The sequence below is a fragment of the Bradyrhizobium sp. SOJA106 genome, assembly GCF_059448745.1.
This window is the reverse complement of the sequence record NZ_CM182549.1, coordinates 1,954,016-1,977,527: the sequence shown is the minus strand read 5'-3', so window position 1 is coordinate 1,977,527 and position 23,512 is coordinate 1,954,016. Positions and strand designations below refer to the sequence as shown.

Here is a 23,512-nt window from a genome sequence, read left to right as displayed (position 1 = left end):
ACTGACGGCCGCCGCACATTGGCAGGATTGTTCCTCGCCCTCCTCCACGGGCTACCGGCTGCGCCCCCGTCAGGCCGATCTGATCGAAAACCATCGGTCGGATGCCGGATTTGCCATTGCGAAATCATAGAAGTGACTGAGCTATCCAATGACGGCAGCAGAGGTCAGGCGGGCAATCGGCCGCAAAGGGAGCGAGCCCTCGGTCGCAAAGGGCGAACGTTTCCTAGAATGGGCTTATCGGCAGTGGCCATGATCTCAAAGGCAGACGAACTTTCTTGACTCAAATCGCAGCGCTGAATGCGTGCGACACCAGACCGGCCGGCGAGCCGATTTAAGAGCTGGGCACGTTCACACGGCAGCATAAAAGGGCTTGAATCGGACGTAACGTTAAGTTGTACGGTCTTGAGGTGGGCACCTATCTCGGTCTGCCGCCGGGATCGTGAAGGATTGCGAATGTCTCAGCTGATCAGATCCTCGTCCCCATGGTCAGTCATGATCCTCGTCCCCCGTGGCGGGTCGGTCGGAAGGGTTCTGCAGCGAGTCCTAATTGCCGCGCTATGGTTCGAACGTAGCTTTGAACGGCTTGCCATTCCGAAAGCGAGACTACGTGGCTGTTCTTGCCCGGGGCGCCAGAGAGCCGACGAGGTCAGAGTTCAGCGACCTAGACCTCCATCCGAACTCCTAAGTCGGGGACGTTGCTTGCCGAAGCTGAACCAGGCCCCTCCTCTGGCGCGACACCGCGCCAAAATCAGTTCGCCGAACCGGCTTTCCGCTCTGTCACTGCTCTCCCGTGGTGGCAAGGCATGTCGATCTCGCAAAGGTGCGACAGACGGCGGGCCCGCCCGGGCTTTCAAAGAGCCTGAGCTGCAATTGTCGCTCCGCGTGGCCAGCGCGGCATCGGAAGATATTGCTTGGCATTACGGAGCTAGAAGTTGAAAGAACCCGACGGCCTCAAGAAGGTCCTGTTGATCGACCATATTGAAGGCCAATGCCGTTGCATCATCGGCTTCAAAGATGGAGATGCCAGAGAGGCCTATATGTGCGGCGAGCCTGTATATCAAAGACGCGGCAAGAAACTGTCGTCATGGTGTGTCTATCACTACGGACAGATGCACACGACCGCCGCCCAGCAAAACAGAGAGAGTGATCAATCGGCCGAGATCCCTCAAGCGATATCCATTGTTCGCAACTCATAAGAACCATCATCCTTCCAAGGCCGTCTGATCATAGCCTGCATAAGGGCCAAGCGAATCATGTCATCGGAGACTCGCCAAGCAGTTCCGGGTTGCGGCGAAAACAACTCGCTGCAAACGTACTATACGGGCGTGAGGCGCTTGAACAACGAGTTGAATCTCTGCAGCCCGATCGACCGAAAAGCTGCGTATGCTCCCGACGAAACTGCGATCCATTTCGAAGGGCCGCCTCTCGGCTACGTCAGCCTCAACCGACGGACTGACGGTATCGCTCGCGCCTTCAATCAGCTCGGTGTCCAGGGGGGAGACCGGATAGCGATCCTCAGCTTCAGCACGCCGACTTTTCTGGGGCTGCAATGTCGATGAGAAAACAGCGACCGATCCTCTCTCGGAGCAGGACGGCGCTAATTCAAGCTTCGCTCAGTGCTCAACACGGCGCAGCAAGTTCAACATTGTTGGCATCACGATCCCTGTCGGATCGGGCCAAACTGCCCGGAGGTCGCGAATGCCGCGGATCCTGATCATGAATGCCGGTACGGCTCAAATGTCGGGCTCCGATCTGACACGAGCTCAACTTTCGCTAGCCGCCAATTCGGCATACCGTTCAGCATGGTTTGCTCATGAGGGTGACCTGATAGTCTCGCCGGTAGTCATCCCGGCGGATCTGCTATCCTTCATTGGAGCGACGCTCAATTTCGACGCATCGAGTCTCTGTCTGCTTGTACCTCAAGGCGGCAGCCAATCGCCGGTGCTTGATGATTGCACACTCCTGTCAAAGAGTGTTGTTGAGCGAATCAACAGACATATTCGTCAGAAATCAACCTGGCGATTGTTTCCCTGCTACTCTACTGAAGGCGTCGCACGCCTGGCGGCCAAGCTGGGCATACCGCAGACCGGCGACGACTTCGCTCTGCAGCGAGGGCCTGATCTGTTGAACCGCAAGAGCCACTTCCGTCAATTGGCGACAAGCGTCGCACTTCCGCTGCCCAACGGGGCTGTCACGACGGACTCAAACGAACTATTCAGAGCGGTCACTTCGCTCAGAGCTGAGACCGGCAGCGTCATTGTAAAGTTGGACAATGGAGCCGGTGGAGTCGGAAATGTCATCCTGACCGGCAACGCAAGCGATCCACTACCTGGGGGAAGAGATACCCGGCGGATTCCATGGCCGTCGTTTGATCCGGACGCACTGTGGTCTGAGATGACAACGGCATCGTGTAAGACGCTGGTCGTGGAGTCGTACCACCTGGCGAAGTCTTTGTTCTATCTCGAGTATGAAATCGAGGATGATGGTTCAATCGTTTTCATGAGCAGTGGGAACATACGTCTGCGTAAAAGCACGGATCGATCTGAAAGAGCTCTGATCTGGACAGGACTTGAGCTTCCAAGCGACCTGAGGAACGAGCAATGGTTGACCGCCCAGGCGCATGCCTACCGATTTGTGGCGCTTGCGCGAAACCTGGGATATCGCGGAATGATCAACATTGACGCCATTTTCGCTGACGACGGACGGTTGCTGTTTAATGAAGCGAACGGCCGCTGGGGTGGCGGCTCGGTGTTACACAGCATTGCCGTCCGGCTGCTGGGCTTCGACTATTCCGGTTGCAACGTTATTTTATCCGTAAGAAATGTTCGAGCAGGATCCCTCCAAATAGCGCATGATCGTTTGGTCAAGAAGGGATTTCTGTTCGACCACACGCGCAAGGAGGGCGTGATCCCGCTTGCTGCCGACCCAGAGGCGGGCACGGTGGAGTGCCTTGTGATTGCGCGCGATAGGCCCGCGGCCCGCGATCTGCAGCACCAGATACTGCGAATGGTTTGATTGAGATCCCAGCGACCATATCTTCAGACGCTCAATTCATCTGAACTTGTCCCTGCTTCGATCCCGCGCGGTACCGGACGACGCAACGTGAATGTTTGGCTCGTCTAGCTCGAGCTCTGTCAGCCCGATCGGGATCAGCCTTAAGTCGCTCCTGAAGTGCCGATCGGCGATGAGGTGCGCGAGGTGCAGCGGCTCATGGTCTGGCCGCTCGCCCTGCGCCAATCGTCCAATCAGCGCTGGCGTCGCGTCTACCACCTGGATACCCTATCCAGGCTGTTCTGCTGCCGGGCCAGCGGGCCAGTTGCAGGCGGAAGCCGAGACGTGCTGCGAGCTGTTCTGCAAACGGTACTGTTGAAAGACTGGGCGGAGTCATAGTGATAGGCAACCGGTGCGGTAGGCACGCGCTGGTCAACCAACAGAAGCGACCAGTGGGCGCCGCCGCGAGTAACGCCCGCATCGTTCACAGGCATGAACAGGAAATTGGCGGTACCTTACCATCCTGATGGTTGACGATCTGCCGGAGGTTTGTACGCGCTCGCTCTGGCTCGGGATCAAGCGCAGCAGCTGGGCTCGCGCAGGTTGAAACGAATCGGGTCTGGGGCGGCGAGATCCGGGTTCGTTCCAAAGCAACTCTTCTTCCACATGCTCATCGCCCCGGCAGCTTTTGCCAGAGACACTCTGAGCACAGGATGCCAAGCTCCCCCTCTCCTGAGAGCTCACCCTTAGCAAATTCATCGAAAGCGATCTCAGCCAGCCCACCTCACGCGCCAGCGATAGAACTTTCGATGATCCGGCGGTTCGCGCCGCTGCGTTTTGAACAGAAGTAGACCAGCGATCGACGCTCGCCGGACAGCACAGGCTTCACCTCGTGCCGGAGCTTACACGTGGTGACAAGCACAGCGCCAAATGGTGGTCGGAATACCTGATGTTCGTACTCGCTTGGATATACCACGAACTCACCCCCCTCGAAGTCCCTCGCCAGCTGCACAATGACCGCGTACTCGAAATCCGGATCGCTCGCAGCATCCAGATGAATGCCAACAAACGAACCAGGAGGCATCCGGTGCATTTGGCACCTGCGAATCACGTGATCCGACGTGGCCCCCAAGATCTTTCTTACCGCGAAGCTGCGGTCTTTCCTTTCAAGTAGTTCCATGATCTGCCGTGGAGCTGCACCGCTCACGTCGCTAGGAGCGCGGCCCGGCGGGTCGACCCTCACGCGTTTGACGAAAACTCTGTGCGAGTCGCCGGCATCTCCCTCCCTCACTTCTTCTTCGGGAATCTCAGCCTGGAGCTGATCGATCTTGGACAACTCATCTTCGGTGAATAATATCTGAGGGCCGATCACGACCGTCCCCTTTACCAGCAGCTCTATGCGGTATTTTGTCAAAGCTTCTTCTGAAAGCAGACGGGATTTATGATTCATTGCGCGCGCCATTCGAGTTCACTCCAGGGTGTTATCTTCGACGCAGGACTGAAGGTCCTGGTGCATCGAGCGGAATGCTTGGTCCCAATGCTCGCCATCGAACTCGCTTACTGTTATGCGTTCGATGGTCCCTTTATCGAGGCATCGAATATTTACGCTGAATCCGGCGGGGTTCGACCGCGGCCTATAGAATGGCTTTACGCCACAAACCCGGCAAAACGTGTGCCGAGCGATGTTCTTATTGAACTGATACGCGGTGAGGAATTCTTCGCCACACTCAATGCCAAGCTTACTGCCAGGTACGAGCAAGTGCAGAAATCCAGACATTTCGCAGATTGAACAGTTGCATCGAACTGCAGAGAGCTCTCGCGGTGCTTTGACGTAGAACTTGACAGAACCACAATGACAACGGCCATGGTGCTCGATCTCCGAGTGATCATCTCCCTTCGGTGAGACAATTCGGAGCAGATCGCAGCACCACTGTAGGCTGAGCCGATAGGCTCGAGCAAATTCATCTAAAAAGCGGTTTTGGCGGTCAGCCGGGATAAGTTCGCCAATCAGCCGGCCTGTCATTTCTCCGTGGTACTTCTCCGCAGGATCTTCTCCGCCGACATGGCTGCGGAAGTACTCAAGATCGTCAGGCCGCGCCTTAAACGTTTTGACTAGAGTGGTCCATAGCGACTCGATCATGTCCGCAGCATGTAGCTCAAAAGCGACCATGTAGGCGCAACGCACTAAGGGATCTTTCGATGACAAGCCGGCGTAGAGAGAATGCAGGTACCGCTTGGTCGTGGCGCTGTAGTTGGGCCGTATTGCTCTGCCGAGTAGTTGCGACGCATCCCTTCTAAACAGGTTGGAGTGGAAGTTCTCAGTCACCAGAATGTCGGGTAGCGCCGCCTTGCCGCCCTGGAGAATTTGGCCATGACCGCCCGTCTCATCCCAACAGATGAAATTTCCGACCACGCTGGTCAGTTCAATGTCCCGCGCAATATCTCGATTGTGATTCATTGCATCGAAAATGAGATCCCGTTGCGACCCCGCCTGCAGGTACGGGAACGCCTGTGACATCGCCAGATAGTCAGGCAGCAGGCGAGCGACCTGGTCCTCGGACATCTCCGCAGCGAACGGGTGCGAGCCGAACAGAGCTCGCGCTTGCTCGGTCAAATACTCGCAGCATATCTGCGGAGGCTGATCGGGTGTAAGTCGAGACGCTTGAGATGTCATGTGACCCCTGGCGATGAGGAGAGAACCGTCTTTGACGGAGCACCGCGCCAACTATTGGCCACCGCGAGTTCGTTGGTTTCGATGGGCTTGTCTTCGCGTTCACCATGTAGGCGACATTCTTGGTCGCCACCTTCGCGGTAGCAGACAGCGGAATGTTCAGGGCTGCTCACCCGCATCGAACGGAGCGCGCACATCAACTGAACGGCGGCGATCAAGACGGATTCCGGCCCACGAACAGTTCGATGCCGCGAATTTCCGGGCCGGCCATCATACGCTTGCGGCGTCATGGTGAGATATTGCGCCGCGCAGGCCCTCGCTGTTGCGGCTCCTGCCAATCGATCGAACCGTTATGAGCTTCGTACCGCATTGCAAGGACTACCCGCATCTACCTGGCCTTTGGCCTTGCAGCAGACTGCGCGAAAATGCCGGCTGCTGCTGCTGGCCGGCACGAGCTTCTCGAAGAGACGGCGCTATGTTTCACGTTCGCTAGTGCCACCACGATGTCTTCTTGCACGCTTACAGCAATCACCGTGCCAACCCGTGCACCTCGCTCCACAAATTCTGAATACATTGACAAAATCGCGATGAACTCCTCATCGCAAGTGTATTGAACCTGACAGCGCTTGGACGGCTGTCGGACACCAGACGGCGAAGAGCCAGCCGCCACTCACAATGGGTCAATGAGCATAGGGAGTATTGAATCGCGGAGATTAATCCAAAGTGCCACATAGGTCGGCTTCACGCCCTGAACAGCGCGACAAGCGCTTTGGGGGGGCGCTAGCATGGTGATCCCGTTCGCTGACGTAATTTGTCGCTTGTGACAACTACGCGCTAAGCAGTCGCCTCAACGCCGTCGAACACGACCATATGGCGTGATCTGGACGCATTCGCAGCCCTTTTCGATGCGCCTGACAATCGCGGCCAACTCCGGCCATCGATCGAGGCCATGACGCGGTCTAGGAAACATGCAGTCCCCGATGCTCGTGAGCAATCGCAGAACGCCATGAACCAGAACGCGCGGCTCGCGGGCTGAAATACCTGGCTACATTTTGCGCGCTCGCGCGAGTGCCTCATGGTGTTGGTACATCTTGGACCGTTTCGCTCGCTCCAGATCAAGCCTCACGGGCAAGTGCAGCAAGATCGGCTTCGAGCTTCGGCTGATGCTTGAAAATCGCGTCTATCAACGCCTGAGCGGGTTGCTCGCCGGCCTCGACCAGCGCTGCCTTCTCAGCCCGCGCAGGGGGAGCGAACACTCGCTTGACGACGGTCGGCGATCCCTTGAGGCCGCATTTGGAGACGTCTTCGATACCGGCATCGTTTGCACTCCATTTCACGATTTTGGCACGCGCGGCACGCAAGGCATCCGCCATCGCGCCTCGCCGAATCTGATTCGTTGCCTCGAGCATGGTGATGAGACAGGGCAGCTTCGTGTGCAGCACCTGGACGCCACCTTCGGAGCGTCGTTCTGCTTCAATTGTATCGGCGGCGAGATCTAAGGATCTCACTTTCGCAACGTAGGTTAGCTGCAATACGCCCAGCCGCTTTGCGATGCCGGGCCCAACCTGCGCGGTATCGCCGTCGATGGTCTGCTTCCCCGTGAAGATGAGGTTTGTCGGGCCATATTCCTTCCCAATTTTTCGGATGGCTGTTGCAAGTGCATACGTTGTGGCCAGGGTGTCGGAGCCCGCAAAGCAGCGATCGGTGAGCAGGACGGCGCGATCGGCGCCGTAAGTCAGCGCCTTTCGCAAAGAATCTTCCGCCGACGGCGGTCCCATTGTAAGCACCGTAATTTCGCCGCCGAACCGATCGCGCAGCTCCAGCGCAGCCTCGAGGGCGAAGAGGTCGTATGGGTTAATGATGGTCGGCACTCCCTGCCGCATGATTGTATTGGTCACGGGGTGCACGCGGATCTGCGCCGAGTCCGGAACCTGTTTGATGCAGACGACATTGTGCACGGTGTTGCTCCCAAAAGCTGCGACAGCTACGAAGAGCACAGCAAGTGTTGTACCATCACCCGCCCTTTTGGGATCGGCCTGCCATCACAGAGGCTTAGACCGGGTAATGCGCGCCTCTAGCCCGCTCCCCGACGAACGAATGCTACACTGTCAGGACTGCGACAGCGCTTTTCAGCAGGGTTCGCCAGCTGAGTAAGGCCAGGACGGCTTGCGACAGATCACCCCGCCAATCACCAGCGGCCGGCCGACAGGGTGACGTCCAGGTGAGCCCACCTTTCGACAGCAGTCCCGCAAGCGGGCGCGCTGATTTCGCTGGGGGCCAAGTTGCCCCCGTGGGTGGACCCATTTCCTTCAGATTGCGTGAGATTGCCTATAGCAGATCGCGTTCCGACCGATGTTGTCGTTCAGAACCGCTTTATCTCTATTCCATATTTCCTCAGCGCGTAGCCAATCTGGCGCGGCGTTAGTCCGAGCAGGCGCGCTGCTTTTGCCTGCACCCAGCCAGATCTTTCCATGGCGGCAATGACCCGTTCGCGATCGGCCATCCTAGCGCCACTGACGAGAACTGTGCCGGGAGCGCCCAGTGAGGCCAGTTCGCCGCCGACAGACTGAACCGGCTGGGTCGCATCCGCTAGCGGAATGGTGGACTTTGCGGGCACCGATGGCATGGCTGCGGGCTGGTCCGGTCTCTCGTCGGAGGTGCCTTTCCACAGCATCGCTGAAAGGCACTGGCCGTGGCAGCATGCAAAGTCACTTCTCACAATCGATGATCCAGCGCACAGCGTCGCTGTACGCTCGATGCAGTTCTCGAGTTCGCGGACATTTCCTGGAAAGCCGCAGTTCATCAGTACATCGATCGCACTCGCCTCCAAGGTCAGAGTACGGCCGTTCTCGTTATTGAAATTTCTGAGGAACTCCCTCGCAAGCAGCGGAATATCACTGCGTCTTTCGCGCAAGGGCGGCAACAGCAAGGGGACTACACTGATGCGATAGTAAAGGTCCGCGCGGAACTCGCTCCTTGCGACAGCCTCTTCAAGGTTCTTGTTGGTCGCAGCTATCACTCGAACATCGACCTTAACAGTCTGGTTGCTGCCAACGCGCTCGAACTCCTGCTCTTGGAGAACGCGCAGCAACTTCGCCTGGAACGGAGCTGAGATCTCGCCGATCTCGTCAAGAAACAGCGTTCCTTTGTCCGCAAGTTCGAAGCGTCCCTTGCGCGAGCTGAACGCACCGGTAAAGGCGCCTTTCTCATGTCCGAACAATTCGGATTCCAGGACGGTCTCAGGAAGCGCCGCGCAATTCAGCTTAACGAACGGGCGCCTGGCGCGGGGCGAAGATTCGTGAATGGCCTTGGCTACGAGTTCCTTTCCGGTACCGGATTCGCCACGCAGCAGAACCGTGCTGTTAGATCTCGCTACAACGGCAATCTTCTCGAGCAGCCCACGCAGGGCCGGACTGTCGCCAATGATCCCATGGGCGTGTAGCTTCTTGCGCTCCCGAGCGGGTTGCCTGAGGTCCAGTACTTGCTTCTGCAGCCGGTCTTTCTCCGTCATCAGCCGTTCGCGATCGGAGACGAACAAGCGATGTAACTTCACTGTTTGTCCCACCAGATTGCCGATCATGGCGAGCAGTCGCGCATCGTACTCGAGCCGGAGACTCGACCTGTCGTCCCGGATACGGTCAACCGTCAGCGTACCTACGACCTTCGGATCAATACGAATCGGCACCCCGATGAACGACACCGGCATATCATCAGAGGCGCCGAGCACTTCCCGGTCGGCAGCGCTGAATACCGGATCGGTGGCCACGTTCTCGACGACCAGAGGCCTGTCCGTCGCGATGATCTGGTCGATTGCCGTCCGCGGCAGTCGCATCCGGTAACGTTCGTCGCTGCCTTCGCTCCAGCCCGCGCCCACTGTAATGTCCGGCATGCCGTCGTCATCGAACAGTGAGACGATGCCGTGTCGCATCTGCACAAACGACTGCAGAAGATCAAGAACGTTGGCCAACGTGACCTCGATCCGACAAGGAGCGGCGAGTATTTTCGATATCTCGAAGATGCCGGTCAGCGCGCTCTCACGCAGCGGCTCACCCGAGAGCTTACCCTCCGGCTCAGGTTGCGAGGCAGGACGTTCACGTGAGGAAGGTATATCCAGCATGAGGCGGGCTCCGTTCTCTTGATCATCCTCCCTGGTACCTTGTCCCGGTTGGCGAGCTTCGTTTTGCATGTCACTCTCGATCTAACGCCAAGTGTTGACGAGATGACATAGAACCGTGACACCTTTTCATGGCACGACGGTAAACTTACGGTGTGCTTTCATTCATTTTTGCGGATTGCGTGCGCGTCGTCAGCGGAGAACATAAGCACCGCTGCTGCAGCTCACGTCAGCTCGTCGCCAAGGCCGGGCGATTCACAGATGTTGCCCACCATTGATCGGCACCTCGGCCCCCGTGACATAGCTCGCCGCATCCGAGCACAGGAAGAAGATGACCCTGGCCACTTCATCCGGGGTTCCCACTCTGCGAAGCGGGATACTTGGCACAAGACGCGCTTCTGTGTCGGGCGATAACATGTCCGTCCTGATTTCGCCGGGCGCGATCGCATTCACGCGAATGCCATGCGGCGCATAATCGTGCGCCATTTCGCGTGTGAGGCTCGCAAGCGCAGCTTTCGACGTCGCATAGGCACTGCCGGCAAACGGGTGCACCCGCGAGCCCGCAATGGAAGTCACATTCACGATCGAACCTGACGCGGCTCTTAGCTCGTCAAACAAACCCTGGGCCAACAGGATCGGCGCCACCAAATTGAGATGGAACACCTTCATCCAGGTCTCGATTGACGTCGTCAACGACGTCATCCGATCGCCAGCGGGCGTTTTCGGCGAGACACCTGCATTGTTCACCAGCGCATGCAAAGGTGCACCGGCCAAGCGGTTCTTGACCTCAGTGATCGCGCGCGGCAGCATTCGATGATTGCTGAGGTCGATCTGGACATGATCTTCGTTGCCTGCCTCCCAAGGGCATCGCTCGCCGTCGAACGGTTGACGCGCGCAAGAGATGATGCGCCAGCCCGCCTCCGAGAACAACTTGGCGGTCGCATGACCAATTCCGCGCGATGCTCCGGTGAGCAACATCGCCTTCTGTTCTCTGCCATGAACACGGGCTTTATCGGCCTGAAAGGAGCAACCCAAATGTGTTTCGGGCGCCGGGCCTTTGATCAGATCGTCATTTGGCAGATCAAAACCCACGCCCGCCTCCTCTCCTGCCGCGTGCCGCACGCGTAGCAGGATTTGGGCCAGTGCGATGCATGTAAATCCGCTTCCGTTTTGCGTCCTAATGTCGCGCACGCGGAATGCTTGGCGGGTTCAAGACACGGTGAGTGTGCTTTGTGACAGCGATGGTGCATCAGCTACGCAATGTCGCGAGCACACTCGCCTTCGTCAAGACAAGGCTGCGAGCCGCGCTCTCTTTCCCGATCGCACAACCGGAAGCCAAAAGATGTCCAGCGCCTCTCGTCGTGGCAAAGATCGATCAGGATAGCGGCGCCGCCAGTAGCGCCTCAGCTCGAAAGCTGACGTTACCAGCCTCGTACGTTAGATTCGTCGGCAACGATGCCGACTTCATCGCGCCCTGCTCGGCTGTATCCAGCACTGCACATCGGCGGCCGGATTGATTCCGGACCACGACCTGGCGTACTGGATCTTGTTCAAAATAGTGGATCTCGAGAGCGCCCGTCCGCACCAGCCAGTGTCCGACCGCCACGCCGGAACTCGCCGGCTGAACGGAGAACCTTTCGATATGTTCACCGCGATCGACCACCAATTAGTTCGCTTCGACTTGCGCCCCCTACGCGAAGACGTTTACACCTGTTTACCGGGCGGCAGCACCTTAAGGTCATTGTTGCCGACGTCGCGCTTCGGCGGAAGACGTTCGAATCCCGCGTCGCTCTGTTCTCCGGTGGAAGTTCGCGACAGAGCCTCACTCTGGGCAGACAATTGCCGCCCCGAGAAGATCTGCCAATACTGCTGGGTGCAAAAAGCGGCAATCAGATCGATTAGACGGGCCACGAATTTCATGAACCCACGAGCTCTTGCGAGGATTCTTCAATCAGGATCAATCGGCTCGGATCGTTCAAATCAAATTCTATAACGCGTGGGGCAAAGAGACGCGCATAGCGTGTGAAGGCGCTCGTTGGGGGAAAGCGGATCACGGTGTCGCAGCGCGCAAGGAGATACATATCGATGAGGGCGGAAACGCCACCCTCGGCTCCGAGCGCAGCGTTGTGCAATGGGCCGGCCTGAGGTGCCTGGAACCGTTTTGGGATCGTGAAAACATCAGGAAATATAGTCGATACCTTCTCAAGGACGAGCGCGCTGTCGGTGCACAGGAAAGCCTTCACGGGTTTTGCGTGGGGTAACCCCCAAGCCTTATCAACGGCATTACAGACTTGTCGCAAGGCGCGCTCCGGGTCAGCCCAGTAAGGAGCATGCCCCATAATGTCCTCGCCGTTGCCATGCCGGACATGGATGCCGATTACGCTGTACGATTCAAAGTGCTCGCGGTAGATAGCATCAATCCGAGCCTGAATGTCAGCTCGTGGCCTGATGCTCCGAAAGATTTCTCGTTCGGCCTCCTGATCGCAGCGCCACATCAGGCAGGCGTCACACACAACCGTGCTAGCGTCACTATCTTTCCGACTCTGGAACAGTTGATCGAGTTCGTCGCGTTCCCGGAAAATCTGCTCGTCCGGTCGATAGACGCAATCGATGGATGGCTTGTTCCACCATGCCGGGAAGAATGGTCCCGGAAATGAACACTGATTGATCTCGTCGTCGCAAATCACCCGCACGCCAGCAATGTCGTGAACCGGCTCGAAAAAGACTGGAAAGGCATTAGTGAATGGCTCATCGAGATAACAAGATCCCCGCCAATCAATGGCTAGCGTCCGTCCAGTCTGCTTTGCAAAACGCCAGGCTGCCGCCAGTGACCACAGGCAATCGCCGAACCCCGTACGTCGCCGGGAAACTACGAACCGGTCATTTCTCAAACCGCTAAGCATCTGCATTGCCTCTTCCGGGGCTCCTGTTTGGACAAGAGACGTCACTGCAAACGTCTCACTCATCTCGTCCGACGCCATGGCCTGAAATCGCGGTGTCGGCGAGCTGCGTCGGTAGAACTTCATAGCAGCGCTATCCCTGGTGTGCCGCGTGCTTTGCGTATTTTCTTCAGCGGTGTTGCGTCGGCGCACCCGATTTCAGTCGGATGCCGATGCCGCCCTGTGCGTCGGATGGCCTGGCCGCCCACACATGCAGGCGATAGCGGCGAACGTATTATAACCCTCGAGCCCTGCAGCAGCTGCTGTGTCAGGTTGAATAGTCTCAAGCTGTCGCAAAAGAGCACCGTGAGATGGCATCAATTCACTTCGGCGTTTTTGCGAAATTTCATGTCAACGCAGCAGGCGCCGCCGAAACAGCATTGTCGAGATGAAGAAGGGGAATACCGCGTACAAGCACAGGGCACCGACATGCAGCGCAGCGTCGCCGACGCCGCGCTCAAGCATTACCGGACGAATGAGGTCGACCGAATGCGCGAGCGGCAATAAGCCGGCGAGGTGCTGAAATGAGCTGGGCAGTTGGGTTATCGGGAAGACCGCGCCACAAAGAAACACCATGGGCGTAAGAATGAGCGACTGGTAAAACACGAAGTAATCGTAAGTTGGCGCGATAGCTATGACGACCATTGCCAGGCTAGCAAAGACAAGGCCAGTAAGGGCAATTGTTGGTATGGCACAGAAAATGGACGTCCAGGACGCATAACCCAGCATGGCAGCCACAATCCCAATTGCTGTCCCGGCCAGAACGGACTTACTAGCCGCCCACACCAATTCACCTAGCACGATATCGCCAAGCGTGAGCTGTGTGAACAGGACTGCCTCCCAGGTGCGCTTGGCGTCCATGCGAGCAAAGGCCGCATATAGGGTTTCAAAGGTCGCGGATGTCATGGCGCTGATCGCGACCATACCCGCCGCCAGAAATGCGATGTACGAAGTCCCCTCAACCTGCCCCATGATGAGTCCGAGGCCAAAGCCGAGGCCAAACAGATTAGTCATGGGATCTGCGAGGTTGCCGAGAAGCGATGCAAGCGCGACTTTCCTCCATGCCAGGAAATTTCGGCGCCACACCGCGATCCAGTTGTATGCGTTAGCGGGCATGACCGCGGCATAACGTTCACCCATCGCTCATTTCTCCATCTCTCGCCCGGTCAAACGCAAAAACACGTCCTCGAGATTGGGCGGGCGCTGCAGAATGCGAAGGTCCGCTCGCCCGCGCAGGTGCACGCGTACCTGCTCCGGGTGTGGCGCATAACAAAAAAGCGTTTCTCCACTCACTTCGATGTGCCGGGCATAGGGCCTGATCAACTCACGGAGTTGAAGTGGATCACCGCCATAAATTTCGATGACGTTGCAACCGATATGCTCGTCTATCAACGCGTCGGGCTTGCCTTCGGCGATCTTGCATCCACTCTCAAGCACGCACAGCCGGTCGCACAGGCGTTCGGCCTCTTCCATGAAGTGAGTTGTCAAGAGGATCGTTTTGCCGCGCGCAAGTAGAACTCGCAGGCGTTCCCAAATCAGGTGGCGTGCATGTGGATCGAGACCAGTTGTAGGCTCGTCCATCACGAGTAGATGTGGATCATTAATCAGAGCGCGCGCCAGCGTCAGCCGCCTCTTCATGCCACCGGACAGCTCGGAGACGCGCACGTCCGCCTTACTTTCGAGGCGGGCAAACTCGAGCAGCGATGGCGCGACCTCCTCGATCTTGCGAGCGCTCATGCCGAAATAGCGGCCAAATACGAGCAGATTCTCTCGCACGGTGAACTCGAGTTCAAGGTTATCGAACTGCGGCACCACGCCGATGCGCACACGCGCCACACGAGCGCGGGAAGGCACAGGCTCATTGAGGACCGTAATCTTGCCCGCGTCCGGCGAAATCATGCCGAGGAGCATACGCGCAATCGTGCTCTTGCCAGCTCCATTTGGCCCAAGCAGGCCGAAGCATTCTCCGCGCGCAACCGAGAACGACAGTTTATTGACGATGACCTTGTCGCCAAATGACTTTTTCACATCAACAAGATCGATCGCTACCGTGGACATGTTCATCTTAGGCTGAAAGAAGTCGTTCAGCAGACGATGGCTTCTCGACTACCGTTTTGGTCCAAAGCTGGCCATCGCACCACACATGCTCAACACGCCCCCATTGGCAGGCCGCGGCAGCATCCGGGAAGAATCCCCGTCCGTGGAGGTTGGCGCTCGTGTTGCAGAGCAGCGGAATCCCCGTGAGTTGCTCAAATTCGACGAGAAGCGCGGCGACCTTGTGCGGAGAGTTGCGGGAGATGGTCTGCAGCCGCGCCGAGCCGTCAAGATGGACCACAGCGGGGATCTTGTCGCGCCATTCCGCGCGGGTCTGGTGATCGAACAGCATGTAAGGATCTGGCGTACCTGGGCTGAAAATTTCTGGGGCCCGGTCCTCCAGACAGATCGGCGCCACCGGCCGGAAGTGCTCGCGACGCTTGATGTCGTTGAGATGATCCTTCATTGCCGGGGAGGTCGGCGCTGCAAGAATGCTTCTGCCGCCCAACGCCCGCGGCCCCAGCTCGGCGCGCCCGGAAAGGAAGATGACCGGCTTGTTGTCGGCGAGAATCACCGCAAGTTCACGCAGACTGCATGGCGCCACCTCCCAATCCGGCGGAAGCTCGCTGTCCTGCAGAGCCGGACCACTGTAGACTGACCATTCCAATGGCCCGAAGCCATTTTGCGCCGCCATCGCGCCGCAAGCAGCGCCGATTGCCGAGCCGCTGTCATTCGGAAACGGCGGCACCCAAACATCATCGAACAATCCCGCCGCACGAAGCGCGCTGTTCCACTTGATATTGAGACCGCAACCTCCGGCGATACATAGATTTCGCGCTCCCGGAAGCGACGAGTATCGCAGCAACACCACCGCCATTTCCTTGACAAGAAGACGTTCCACGAACACATGAAACGACGCAAGGACGTCCTCCGCTCGCTTGGCGGTCAGGCGCAATGCGCTTGCCTCGAAGAAGTCGTGCATAGCTGCAAGCGATGCTTCCGCATTGTTGATGTCAGCGCGGTATCGATGCGCCTGCTCCGTGTCAGCGGCGAAGCGCTTTTCGTAGAGCTCCTGAAAAACCGCCACGATGCTTTCATCGACAGAGCCAAGCGCGATGTAAGCCATCAGCTTGCCGGCGATGCCCAAATCCCAATTGGAGCGGTTCGGCTGCCTATAAGGGCCGAAGTGAAGGCCCGCGGCAGCATAGGCATGGCCGATCATCGGAAACAGGGATGCAATGAGCCGTGCCCCCCGGGGTTCCACATAGTAAAGACGTGGAAAGATGCAGCCGTCCCATACCAGACAGAACGCGGGTTTTCCCGCGCTGGCAAAGGGACTGGTGCTATATGCTGACGCGACGTGGCCCGTGACGTGCGGGTAGCTCTTATATGGAAACACCTTGCCTCCGAGGATCAGGCCAAAGCCGTCGACGGAATCAAGAAGGCCCTCAGCATGGCGCTCGACATATGGCGCCCCTTTCAGCGCGATCGGCACAGCGCCGCTTAGGACCTGGAACTGCGACTCAATCTCCCCATCCCAGCCGTCGATCACGAACTGATCGATATCCCGCGGATCCAGGCCATGCTCCGCCAGGGCGAGCACGACTGCATCGAGATTATCGACGGGTTGATAGCGTGGACTGTTGCCGCGCTTCTCTTGCTCGGTGCAAAAGACAAGCCGCCCGTCCTCGACGACAGCAATTGCCCCGTCATGTGTTAACTTGATGCCGCAGATGCGCATACGACCCCCTCGTCTAGTGACCGACGTTTGATTGTTCTGACGAATGACCCGGCTTCCGGAAGCGGACGATCAAGCAGTCTTCGTTGATCGACTCGGTGTGACAATGCAGACGCTCGACCTCCGATAGGCTCTCCTTGAAGAGAGCGATCACCGTTTCGGCACCAGCAGCATGGCCCCATCGTTGACATGGAGCATCACGTGCGGACCCGAAAACCAGAGCTCCATTTGGCGCAAGCATGCTCACGAGGTTGCGGATAGCCGCATGCATCTCGGCAATGTCATTGAGATAGTAAAGAACCTCGGCGACGACGATCAAATCGAATTGCTCAGTCGTCGAGAACCGCTGAATGTCGCACGTCACCCACGTGATATGTGACCACTTACTGGTCCGTAGTCGCGCTCGCTCAATCGCCTGGGGCATGACATCGACCACGGTGAGTCGTTCGCATAGCGGCGCCAGCATGCCGGTGAATGCACCGGCTGCACATCCAACTTCGAGGGCACACGCAACATCTCCATTGCAACGCGACATCCGGAGCATTTGCGCGTATCGCTCCTGCTCGAAAGAACTACTGTCGAGGCGCCATGGATCGTCGACAGCCAACTCACGCTCTAATAGGTGATGGTTTGCGTCCGAGGTCATGAGCTTATCACCTACTTGCAGGCAGTTGAACCATCGCGGCCGCAAACGCTCTTTGTTGGCGTCAGGCTCGATTCACAGTACGAAAGTTCCTCCTTACGCATTGTTGCAGGCGCTCTCCATCTACTTGCAGCACTTCGTCCAACGTTCGGGTGCAGTATGACAGACTGGTTTTCCGCTTCGTCCGGCCCACTGGCGAGCTTGCGCGATAGCCAATCGCTGTTGCTCAACGTACAAAGCGCATAGGCCTTCAAGGGAAGTAAGAGAAAGATATTAATCGGTGTGTGGAGCGAGAAGCCGAGAAAACGCAGTTCGCGAGCACGAAAGGCTGCCACACTGCAGCGGATCATTGTCATTGCTGCAATCGTCAATCCCGTCCACCAGGGTACTGAGCCGGCGATTAGGAGCTGTGCGAGCGCAGCCAGTGATGACAGGGCGAGAAGCAACGGGCCGAGATTTTGCCCGATAACGTCTAGCGTCAGATAGCCATCGAGCTCTGGCAGCAGGCGCAATGCAAGGAAGGTGTCCCGGAAGGTACTGCGCGCCCAGCGGAGTTGCTGGCGTAGATATGGGGCGAGGCTGTCCGGCACGACTGTTGCTGCGATCGCGTCCGGGACGTATTCGGTTCGAAATCCCGCCTTGAGCATGAGGATCGTTAGATGGCGATCCTCACCGAAATCGCTCGGCTTCCCACGAAAGAATTGCGCTTCGTATTGATCAAGAAGCAAGGCGAGCGCGGTGCGACGATACATGGCACATGGGCCGCAGCAGCACATGACGGCACCGAAACGCGCCTGCGCGGCGCGCTCCTCGTTGCATGCCAACCAGTATTCCATATCAATTAGCCTGGTAAGCCAGGTTTGGCTGCGGTTGCTCGCTATCAACTGACCCATAGCCGCACCAATCTGCGGGTCGTCCATCTTCAATACGAGCTTCGTGACGACGTCGGCGGCAAGTATCGTATCGGAGTCAACGTTGAGGACCAGGTCACCGGATGAGCTGCGTATTGCGGCGATCTGCGCCTTGCGTTTTCCAACGTTATTTGCCAGCAAGATGATGCTGAACCTCGGATCGTTCGCATAGATCTTGTGTACAGGCGCGACACGGTCGCGATTTTTAGATCCATCGTCGACCACATAGACCTGTAGCTTTCCGGTGTAGTCTTGACTCGCAAGCGACTCCAGACATTGGGCGAGCGTGATTGGATCCTCGTTGAAGCACGGTACGATGATGTCTACACTGGGAAGGACCGCCTCCGAGCGTCCCAGGTTGCCCTGCAGCGATGGGTTCCTCGCCGGCTGGGCATAAAGCGCTTGCGCGCTCTTGTAGATCGTCGAGAGCAGTGCATAAGACGAAACAGCGACAGCACTGGTTGTAGCGAGCAGGTCCATTGGGTGTGTCAGTTTTTCAGTGAAGTTGAGGGAGTGGACGGATTACAAACCCGCGCCGTTGTAGTGCCGGGATCAGATGTGACAGCGCGATGGTGGTCTGATCGCGCAGCGTTGCATCAGTGCACGGTCGCTCCTCATCAGGAGGATATCCGTCGTGCAGAAGCACAATTGCCCCCGGGCGAACGCTCGCCAGTACTGAATTCACAATTCCATCGACCCCGGGGCGGGACCAATCTCTCGGATCGACCGACCAGTGCACAGCTGTGAGGCCAGCGCTCGCTGACATAGCGAGCACCTCTTGTGTCCACTTGCCGTAAGGTGCTCGCATGTGTCTCGGTGAGGCCTGCGGGCATGCCGAACGGATCGCCTCACTCGCCGTCACAATTTCATCGCGTACCTCCGCTAGTCCGCATCTCGATAGATCCGGATGCGTCATCGTGTGGTTCGCAACCTCGTGCCCTTCCGCAATCATTCGTCGAATGAGTTCAGGCTGTTCGGCAGCGTACGTGCCGATCACGAAGAACGTCGCCGGAACCCGATGCTGCGCCAGCACATCGAGCACCTCTGGCGTGCAAAATGGATTTGGCCCATCATCAAAGGTCAAATAGACAGGGCGACTTCCGCTCACGTCAGCGTAGTCGCAACGGACGGCAGATAGGCCGAAGAGCTCTTTCACAACTCAGGCCCGTTCCGATCGATGATCGTTCCGGCCGGCCACTCGCTTATCGAGCGCCCAACCGGAAAAATCACCACGATCACATCTTCGGTGCGGATCGGCGACAAATTGGGATAGACATCCGGAAGCGTGGAGCGGACGCGAATCCCAGACATGAGGGTGGCGAGCCCCTGTCTTTCGACCAGTCGGGTCATATGTTTCGCGAGCGCAGGCCGAACCGTACCAAAGCCGAATGGCACCCCAAGCTCATGCAGTATCGGATACGTCACGCGCATTGCGTGGCTGATTCCAAGCCCTTCGAGATCCGGGCGCACCGCATACAAGCCAAGCTCGGCAACGAGTAGATCGACCCCACCAATCTTGATGAAGCGGCGTAGTAGCCCGACATGAGCAGCGACCCCGCGCGTGTCATAACCGATAATGCGGACCTCCGGCCTCGCCCCGGCCCAACTTCGGTTCCCCTCAAATGGCTGCGCATTGAACGCACCGGTCGGCCCGTAACTCTTGCGGAAGAACTCGGCGAGTTCGGCATGATCGGAGAGCTGCAATTCGCTTTCCCAGCGACGGCTCCACTGCACTTGGGCGCGTGCCGAAGGAGCGTCCGCAGTCTGGGGTACCGCAATGTTCATGGCGAGCTTCCTTGCGCCGGTGGAATTAAGAGCGGAGATGGTCACGTGAACTGGCTAGTCGTCGAACCGCTGATCATTACTGAATGCGCTGCCATGCCGCGGAGCTCGGCATCCCGCGCCGGGTGCTTTTGCCTCGCGAGGACGCGATCGCATGGTTCGCGCTCGCTATCCGGCCAATGGCCTGTGCGAGATATCCTGGAAGATGCCGACGAGACGATTGGACTAGCCAGAACCTGTCTGCACCACGGAGCTTTTCCGCCTCGTCTAGCATCGCTGTCGACGTTTCGACGTCTGCGGGCAGGCCTTCGATGCGCGGGGCCTCATCGATGGCGCATCCGAGTGGCATCAGATCACACTGGTTCTTATGCATCTTCGACACGCCCTGAATGCGGTGGACAGGCGAGCCATTTGGAGACTGGCCTGAATTACTTGGCATCCGCAATCTGCGCCTGCCGCTACTACGCGACACTAGAATGCGGCTGAGCGCGCTCTCAAGTGTACGCGGGTAAACCTGCAATATGGAAACGGATGAAACGCGCATACCAACGTTTACGGAGGTCTGCCTGGCGTCGCGATTCAGCGAGTTTCGCACCGATAAGAAACGACGCGGCTCGCACGGCGTGCCCATAGCCGCCCTCGAAGCGGATGCGCCGGCTGCCCGCACGTCCAGCAGCTTTTCTCTGAGCCCGCATGAACGAGCAGCAGCCATGGTGGTATGCCTGATTACTTTTCCAAACTGATGTTTGCTATCCAACGTCGCCAAGTTTGGTAAAATCGATTGTTCCGATGGAACACATCCACACGATGGATAGACTCACAACATGCGGTTCAAGGGACTTGATCTAAACCTTCTCGTTGCGCTCGATGCTCTGATGACGGAGCGCAACCTCACAGCGGCGGCGCGCAAGATTCACCTAAGCCAGCCCGCTATGAGCGCTGCGATTGCGCGGCTGCGCACCTATTTCCGTGATGAACTATTTACCATGAGAGGTCGCGAGCTCGTCCCGACACCTGGCGCGGAGGCGCTTGCAGGTCCGGTTCGCGAGGCGCTGCTGCACATCCAACTCTCGATTATATCGCGGGACGCGTTCGACCCTACTCAGTCGAGCCGACGCTTCAGGTTCATTCTCTCCGATTTCATGACGATCGTCTTTCTTCGCAAGATTGTGGACCGTATTGCAAAGGAAGCTCCGGCGGTGCGTTTCGAGTTGCTGCCATTTTCCGATGAACCCGATGAGCTGCTCCGCCGGGGCGAGGTCGACTTTCTCATTCTGCCGGAGCTGTTCATGTCGAGCGCGCATCCTAAGGCGACGCTGTTCGACGAGACCCTCGTATGCGTGGGATGCCGCGAGAACAAGCAGCTATCGCGGCAGCTGACGTTCGAGAAATACATTTCTATGGGGCACGTTACGGCGAAGTTCGGACGCGCGCTCCGACCAAACCTTGAGGAATGGTTCCTGCTTGAGCACGGCGTCAAGAGACGCATTGAGATCGTTGTGCAGGGCTTTAGCCTGATTCCGCCGATATTGCTGGACACAGGCCGAATCGGCACAATGCCCTTACGACTCGCCAAACACTTCGAAAAGCGGATGCCACTGCGAATAGTCGAACCACCGCTCCCCCTGCCCACATTCACAGAGGCTGTGCAGTGGCCTGCGTTCCACAATACCGACCCAGCGAGCATTTGGATGCGGCGGATATTGCTGGAGGAAGCATCCAACATGGCATCTGGGCATCAGGAGCCTCCCACTCGCAGGCGCTGCTAGGCTCACCATAAGCGGCTCTCGGCACGTTCAAGATACGCTATCATTCGACGTGCTCAGCCACTTTCGCAACTTCGAGACGTGACAGGAGCGGAGCTAGCAGAGGCGGCGATCGGTTGCGAAGACTTGCCGAGTGGTGCACGTGGTGACCTAGCCGGTGAGGTTTGATGCGCTTGCACTACCAACAGGCGACGCCTACCACTATCGCGGCAGAATACACCTCCCCCAGTCCGCTAATCTTTGGCTTGCTCATAAAAAACGCTTGAACCGCACATTACGTCAGGTTGTAGGTTGGCCGCCGCGACTAACGCTGAGCTACGCGGCCGTCGGCTGGGCGCTTTTGGCTAACTCACGGCACTGGCCGGACACTGGGTCGGTTCGCCATTAACCAAGACCGGGCCCCGTTGCTTGGCTCGCCGGAAGCGGCCAGGACGACTCGACTTCGGAATTCCTGACAGTTTCCGGACGCTGCTCGTCGGCCTACCGCCTTGCTCTCCATTGTTGCGGTCATTTCACGAGCGTCTTTTCGCGATCGCAGGATCGGAAACGATGTCCATTCGGGCAAGCCAATAGGACCTCTCCCGACGCAGCGGTCATCGCTCGTTGTATGGGCCGCAATTACGTTCATGCGGGATAAGTAAACATGCGCTTCAAAGGTCTGGATCTAAATCTTCTCGTCGCGCTGGATGCTCTCATGACCGAGCGCAACCTCAGCGCAGCGGCACGCAAGATTAACCTTAGTCAGCCGGCCATGAGCGCAGCCGTTGCCCGACTCCGTTCCTACTTCCGTGATGAGCTGTTTGGGATGAGGGGGCGGGAACTTGTCCTGACCTCACGCGCGGAAGGACTCGCAGCTCCTGTGCGCGAGGCTCTAACGCACATTGAGTCCTCAATTATCGCGCGGGACGTGTTTGATCCAGCTCGATCAAGCCGGCGATTCAGGATCGGCCTTTCTGATTTTATATCAGTCGTATTCTTCCGAAATGTCGTGGAGCGCGTCGCGCGAGAAGCACCAGCCGTCAGCTTTGAACTGGTGGCGCTCACCGATGAGTACGATGAGCTTCTCCGCCGCGGAGAAGTCGATTTTGTTATCTTGCCGGAATTATTCATGTCTCGCGTGCACCCCATGGCGTGCCTATTCGAGGAGAGACTCGTCTGCGTAGGTTGCCGCACGAACACCCAACTACTGCGGCGGCTTACATTTGATCGATATATGTCGATGGGCCACGTGGCGGTTAAGGTGAAAGGTGCGCGCAAGACGCCGGTCGAAGACTCATTTTTACTCGATCTCGCTCTCAATCGACGCATCGACATTCTCGTGCAGAGCTTCAGCATGATCCCGCCCCTGCTGGTAGGCACAAACCGCATAGGGACGATGCCATTAGGGCTCGTAAAACATTTCCAAAGAACAATGCCCCTTCGGATTGCCGAGCTTCCGCATCCATTCCCCACCTTCACAGAGGCGGTCCAATGGCCCGTGCTCCACAATAGCGACCCGGAAAGCCTGTGGATGCGAGAGATATTGTTGCAGGAGGCTAGCCGCATGGCGAATGGACAAGAACGCTCCGCCATCTGCACTTCGGAACGAGCGGATACTGCGGGAGATTTCGCATGATCTGTCTCGCCGTAAGAACGTTCGCAAGATCTGCGAAGCTCATATCCCAACGAACGCCCCAGCGCAGACAATTTAGGCTCGCCTCGCTCGAATTCGTCGTCGCTCGTCCTAGCGGACGGCTATGATGACGACGTTGTGTAGGTCTTTCGCACGTTGACAATAAGCTCGCCGTGCGAGCGGCGTCTGAGACTGTTGCCCGAGTTTTAGAGACGGGGACGTACGTTGCACCCGGCCGCCCGGCCCACCTGCCTCGATACAGCAGAATCGGCGCTCGGCTGCCCTCGTCAACTCTCCGAATCAGTAGCGGC

General features: G+C 57.8%; 19 protein-coding genes. 4 read left to right on the top strand and 15 right to left on the bottom strand.

Translation table 11 applies throughout. The features are described from left to right. Window positions 1-932 precede the first annotated feature (932 nt). Complete coding sequence (locus AC5V87_RS08825; RefSeq protein WP_495370679.1) at window positions 933-1,196, top strand: hypothetical protein; 264 nt, start codon at window positions 933-935, stop codon at window positions 1,194-1,196. A 502-nt stretch (window positions 1,197-1,698) separates the two neighbouring features. Beyond that, a complete protein-coding gene (locus AC5V87_RS08820) occupies window positions 1,699-3,015 on the top strand; it encodes a preATP grasp domain-containing protein (RefSeq protein WP_495370678.1) in 1,317 nt (438 codons plus the stop codon). A gap of 760 nt (window positions 3,016-3,775) precedes the next feature. Here AC5V87_RS08820 and AC5V87_RS08815 read toward each other — a convergent pair. The 15 genes from AC5V87_RS08815 to AC5V87_RS08745 all read right to left on the bottom strand — a co-directional run bounded on the left by AC5V87_RS08815 (window position 3,776) and on the right by AC5V87_RS08745 (window position 19,826). Next, window positions 3,776-4,441, bottom strand: coding sequence for a 2OG-Fe(II) oxygenase (locus tag AC5V87_RS08815; RefSeq protein ID WP_495370677.1), 666 nt, complete (start codon window positions 4,439-4,441; stop codon window positions 3,776-3,778). Window positions 4,442-4,459: 18 nt separating this feature from the next. Continuing rightward, on the bottom strand, window positions 4,460-5,554 hold the full coding sequence (locus AC5V87_RS08810) for a GFA family protein (protein WP_495370676.1): 1,095 nt from the start codon (window positions 5,552-5,554) through the stop codon (window positions 4,460-4,462). Between the two features lie 1,223 nt (window positions 5,555-6,777). Next, complete coding sequence (locus tag AC5V87_RS08805) at window positions 6,778-7,620, bottom strand: electron transfer flavoprotein subunit beta/FixA family protein (protein ID WP_495370675.1); 843 nt, start codon at window positions 7,618-7,620, stop codon at window positions 6,778-6,780. A 404-nt stretch (window positions 7,621-8,024) separates the two neighbouring features. After that, window positions 8,025-9,848, bottom strand: a complete 1,824-nt coding sequence (nifA, locus tag AC5V87_RS08800) for a nif-specific transcriptional activator NifA (protein ID WP_495370674.1) — start codon at window positions 9,846-9,848, stop codon at window positions 8,025-8,027. 183 nt (window positions 9,849-10,031) lie between these two features. Beyond that, on the bottom strand, window positions 10,032-10,868 hold the full coding sequence (locus AC5V87_RS08795) for an SDR family NAD(P)-dependent oxidoreductase (RefSeq protein ID WP_456840491.1): 837 nt from the start codon (window positions 10,866-10,868) through the stop codon (window positions 10,032-10,034). A gap of 283 nt (window positions 10,869-11,151) precedes the next feature. Further along, window positions 11,152-11,442: a hypothetical protein gene (locus AC5V87_RS08790; protein ID WP_495370673.1), complete on the bottom strand. Its 291-nt coding sequence runs from the start codon at window positions 11,440-11,442 to the stop codon at window positions 11,152-11,154. Between the two features lie 38 nt (window positions 11,443-11,480). After that, window positions 11,481-11,696, bottom strand: a complete 216-nt coding sequence (locus AC5V87_RS08785) for a hypothetical protein (protein WP_495370672.1) — start codon at window positions 11,694-11,696, stop codon at window positions 11,481-11,483. Next, window positions 11,693-12,802 (bottom strand): nodulation protein NodZ, encoded by a 1,110-nt coding sequence (locus tag AC5V87_RS08780; protein ID WP_495370671.1) that lies wholly within the window; start codon window positions 12,800-12,802, stop codon window positions 11,693-11,695. The genes AC5V87_RS08785 and AC5V87_RS08780 overlap by 4 nt, the downstream gene beginning before the upstream one ends. Window positions 12,803-13,066: 264 nt before the next feature. After that, window positions 13,067-13,855 carry an ABC transporter permease gene (locus AC5V87_RS08775; protein WP_495370670.1) on the bottom strand — a complete coding sequence of 263 codons (789 nt, stop codon included), beginning with the start codon at window positions 13,853-13,855 and terminating at the stop codon, window positions 13,067-13,069. Between the two features lie 3 nt (window positions 13,856-13,858). Further along, complete coding sequence (nodI, locus tag AC5V87_RS08770) at window positions 13,859-14,779, bottom strand: nodulation factor ABC transporter ATP-binding protein NodI (protein ID WP_495370669.1); 921 nt, start codon at window positions 14,777-14,779, stop codon at window positions 13,859-13,861. A gap of 1 nt (window position 14,780) precedes the next feature. Then, the gene (gene nodU, locus AC5V87_RS08765; protein WP_495370668.1) at window positions 14,781-16,490 is read right to left on the bottom strand and encodes a nodulation protein NodU; all 1,710 of its coding nucleotides are present in this window, start codon (window positions 16,488-16,490) and stop codon (window positions 14,781-14,783) included. Between the two features lie 13 nt (window positions 16,491-16,503). Further along, the gene (gene nodS / locus AC5V87_RS08760; protein WP_495370667.1) at window positions 16,504-17,133 is read right to left on the bottom strand and encodes a nodulation methyltransferase NodS; all 630 of its coding nucleotides are present in this window, start codon (window positions 17,131-17,133) and stop codon (window positions 16,504-16,506) included. Between the two features lie 11 nt (window positions 17,134-17,144). Next, on the bottom strand, window positions 17,145-18,521 hold the full coding sequence (gene nodC / locus AC5V87_RS08755) for a chitooligosaccharide synthase NodC (RefSeq protein ID WP_495370666.1): 1,377 nt from the start codon (window positions 18,519-18,521) through the stop codon (window positions 17,145-17,147). 16 nt (window positions 18,522-18,537) lie between these two features. Then, window positions 18,538-19,197 carry a chitooligosaccharide deacetylase NodB gene (gene nodB / locus AC5V87_RS08750; protein ID WP_495370665.1) on the bottom strand — a complete coding sequence of 220 codons (660 nt, stop codon included), beginning with the start codon at window positions 19,195-19,197 and terminating at the stop codon, window positions 18,538-18,540. Further along, the gene (locus AC5V87_RS08745; protein WP_495370664.1) at window positions 19,194-19,826 is read right to left on the bottom strand and encodes a NodA family N-acyltransferase; all 633 of its coding nucleotides are present in this window, start codon (window positions 19,824-19,826) and stop codon (window positions 19,194-19,196) included. Before AC5V87_RS08745 ends, nodB begins: the two co-directional genes overlap by 4 nt. Before the next feature lie 821 nt (window positions 19,827-20,647). Between AC5V87_RS08745 and nodD1 the strand changes: the two genes are divergently transcribed. Together nodD1 and AC5V87_RS08735 are read left to right on the top strand one after the other, a co-directional pair. Further along, on the top strand, window positions 20,648-21,592 hold the full coding sequence (gene nodD1 / locus AC5V87_RS08740) for a transcriptional regulator NodD1 (protein ID WP_495370663.1): 945 nt from the start codon (window positions 20,648-20,650) through the stop codon (window positions 21,590-21,592). Between the two features lie 640 nt (window positions 21,593-22,232). Continuing rightward, window positions 22,233-23,204: a LysR family transcriptional regulator gene (locus AC5V87_RS08735; RefSeq protein WP_495370662.1), complete on the top strand. Its 972-nt coding sequence runs from the start codon at window positions 22,233-22,235 to the stop codon at window positions 23,202-23,204. Window positions 23,205-23,512: the final 308 nt, after the last annotated feature.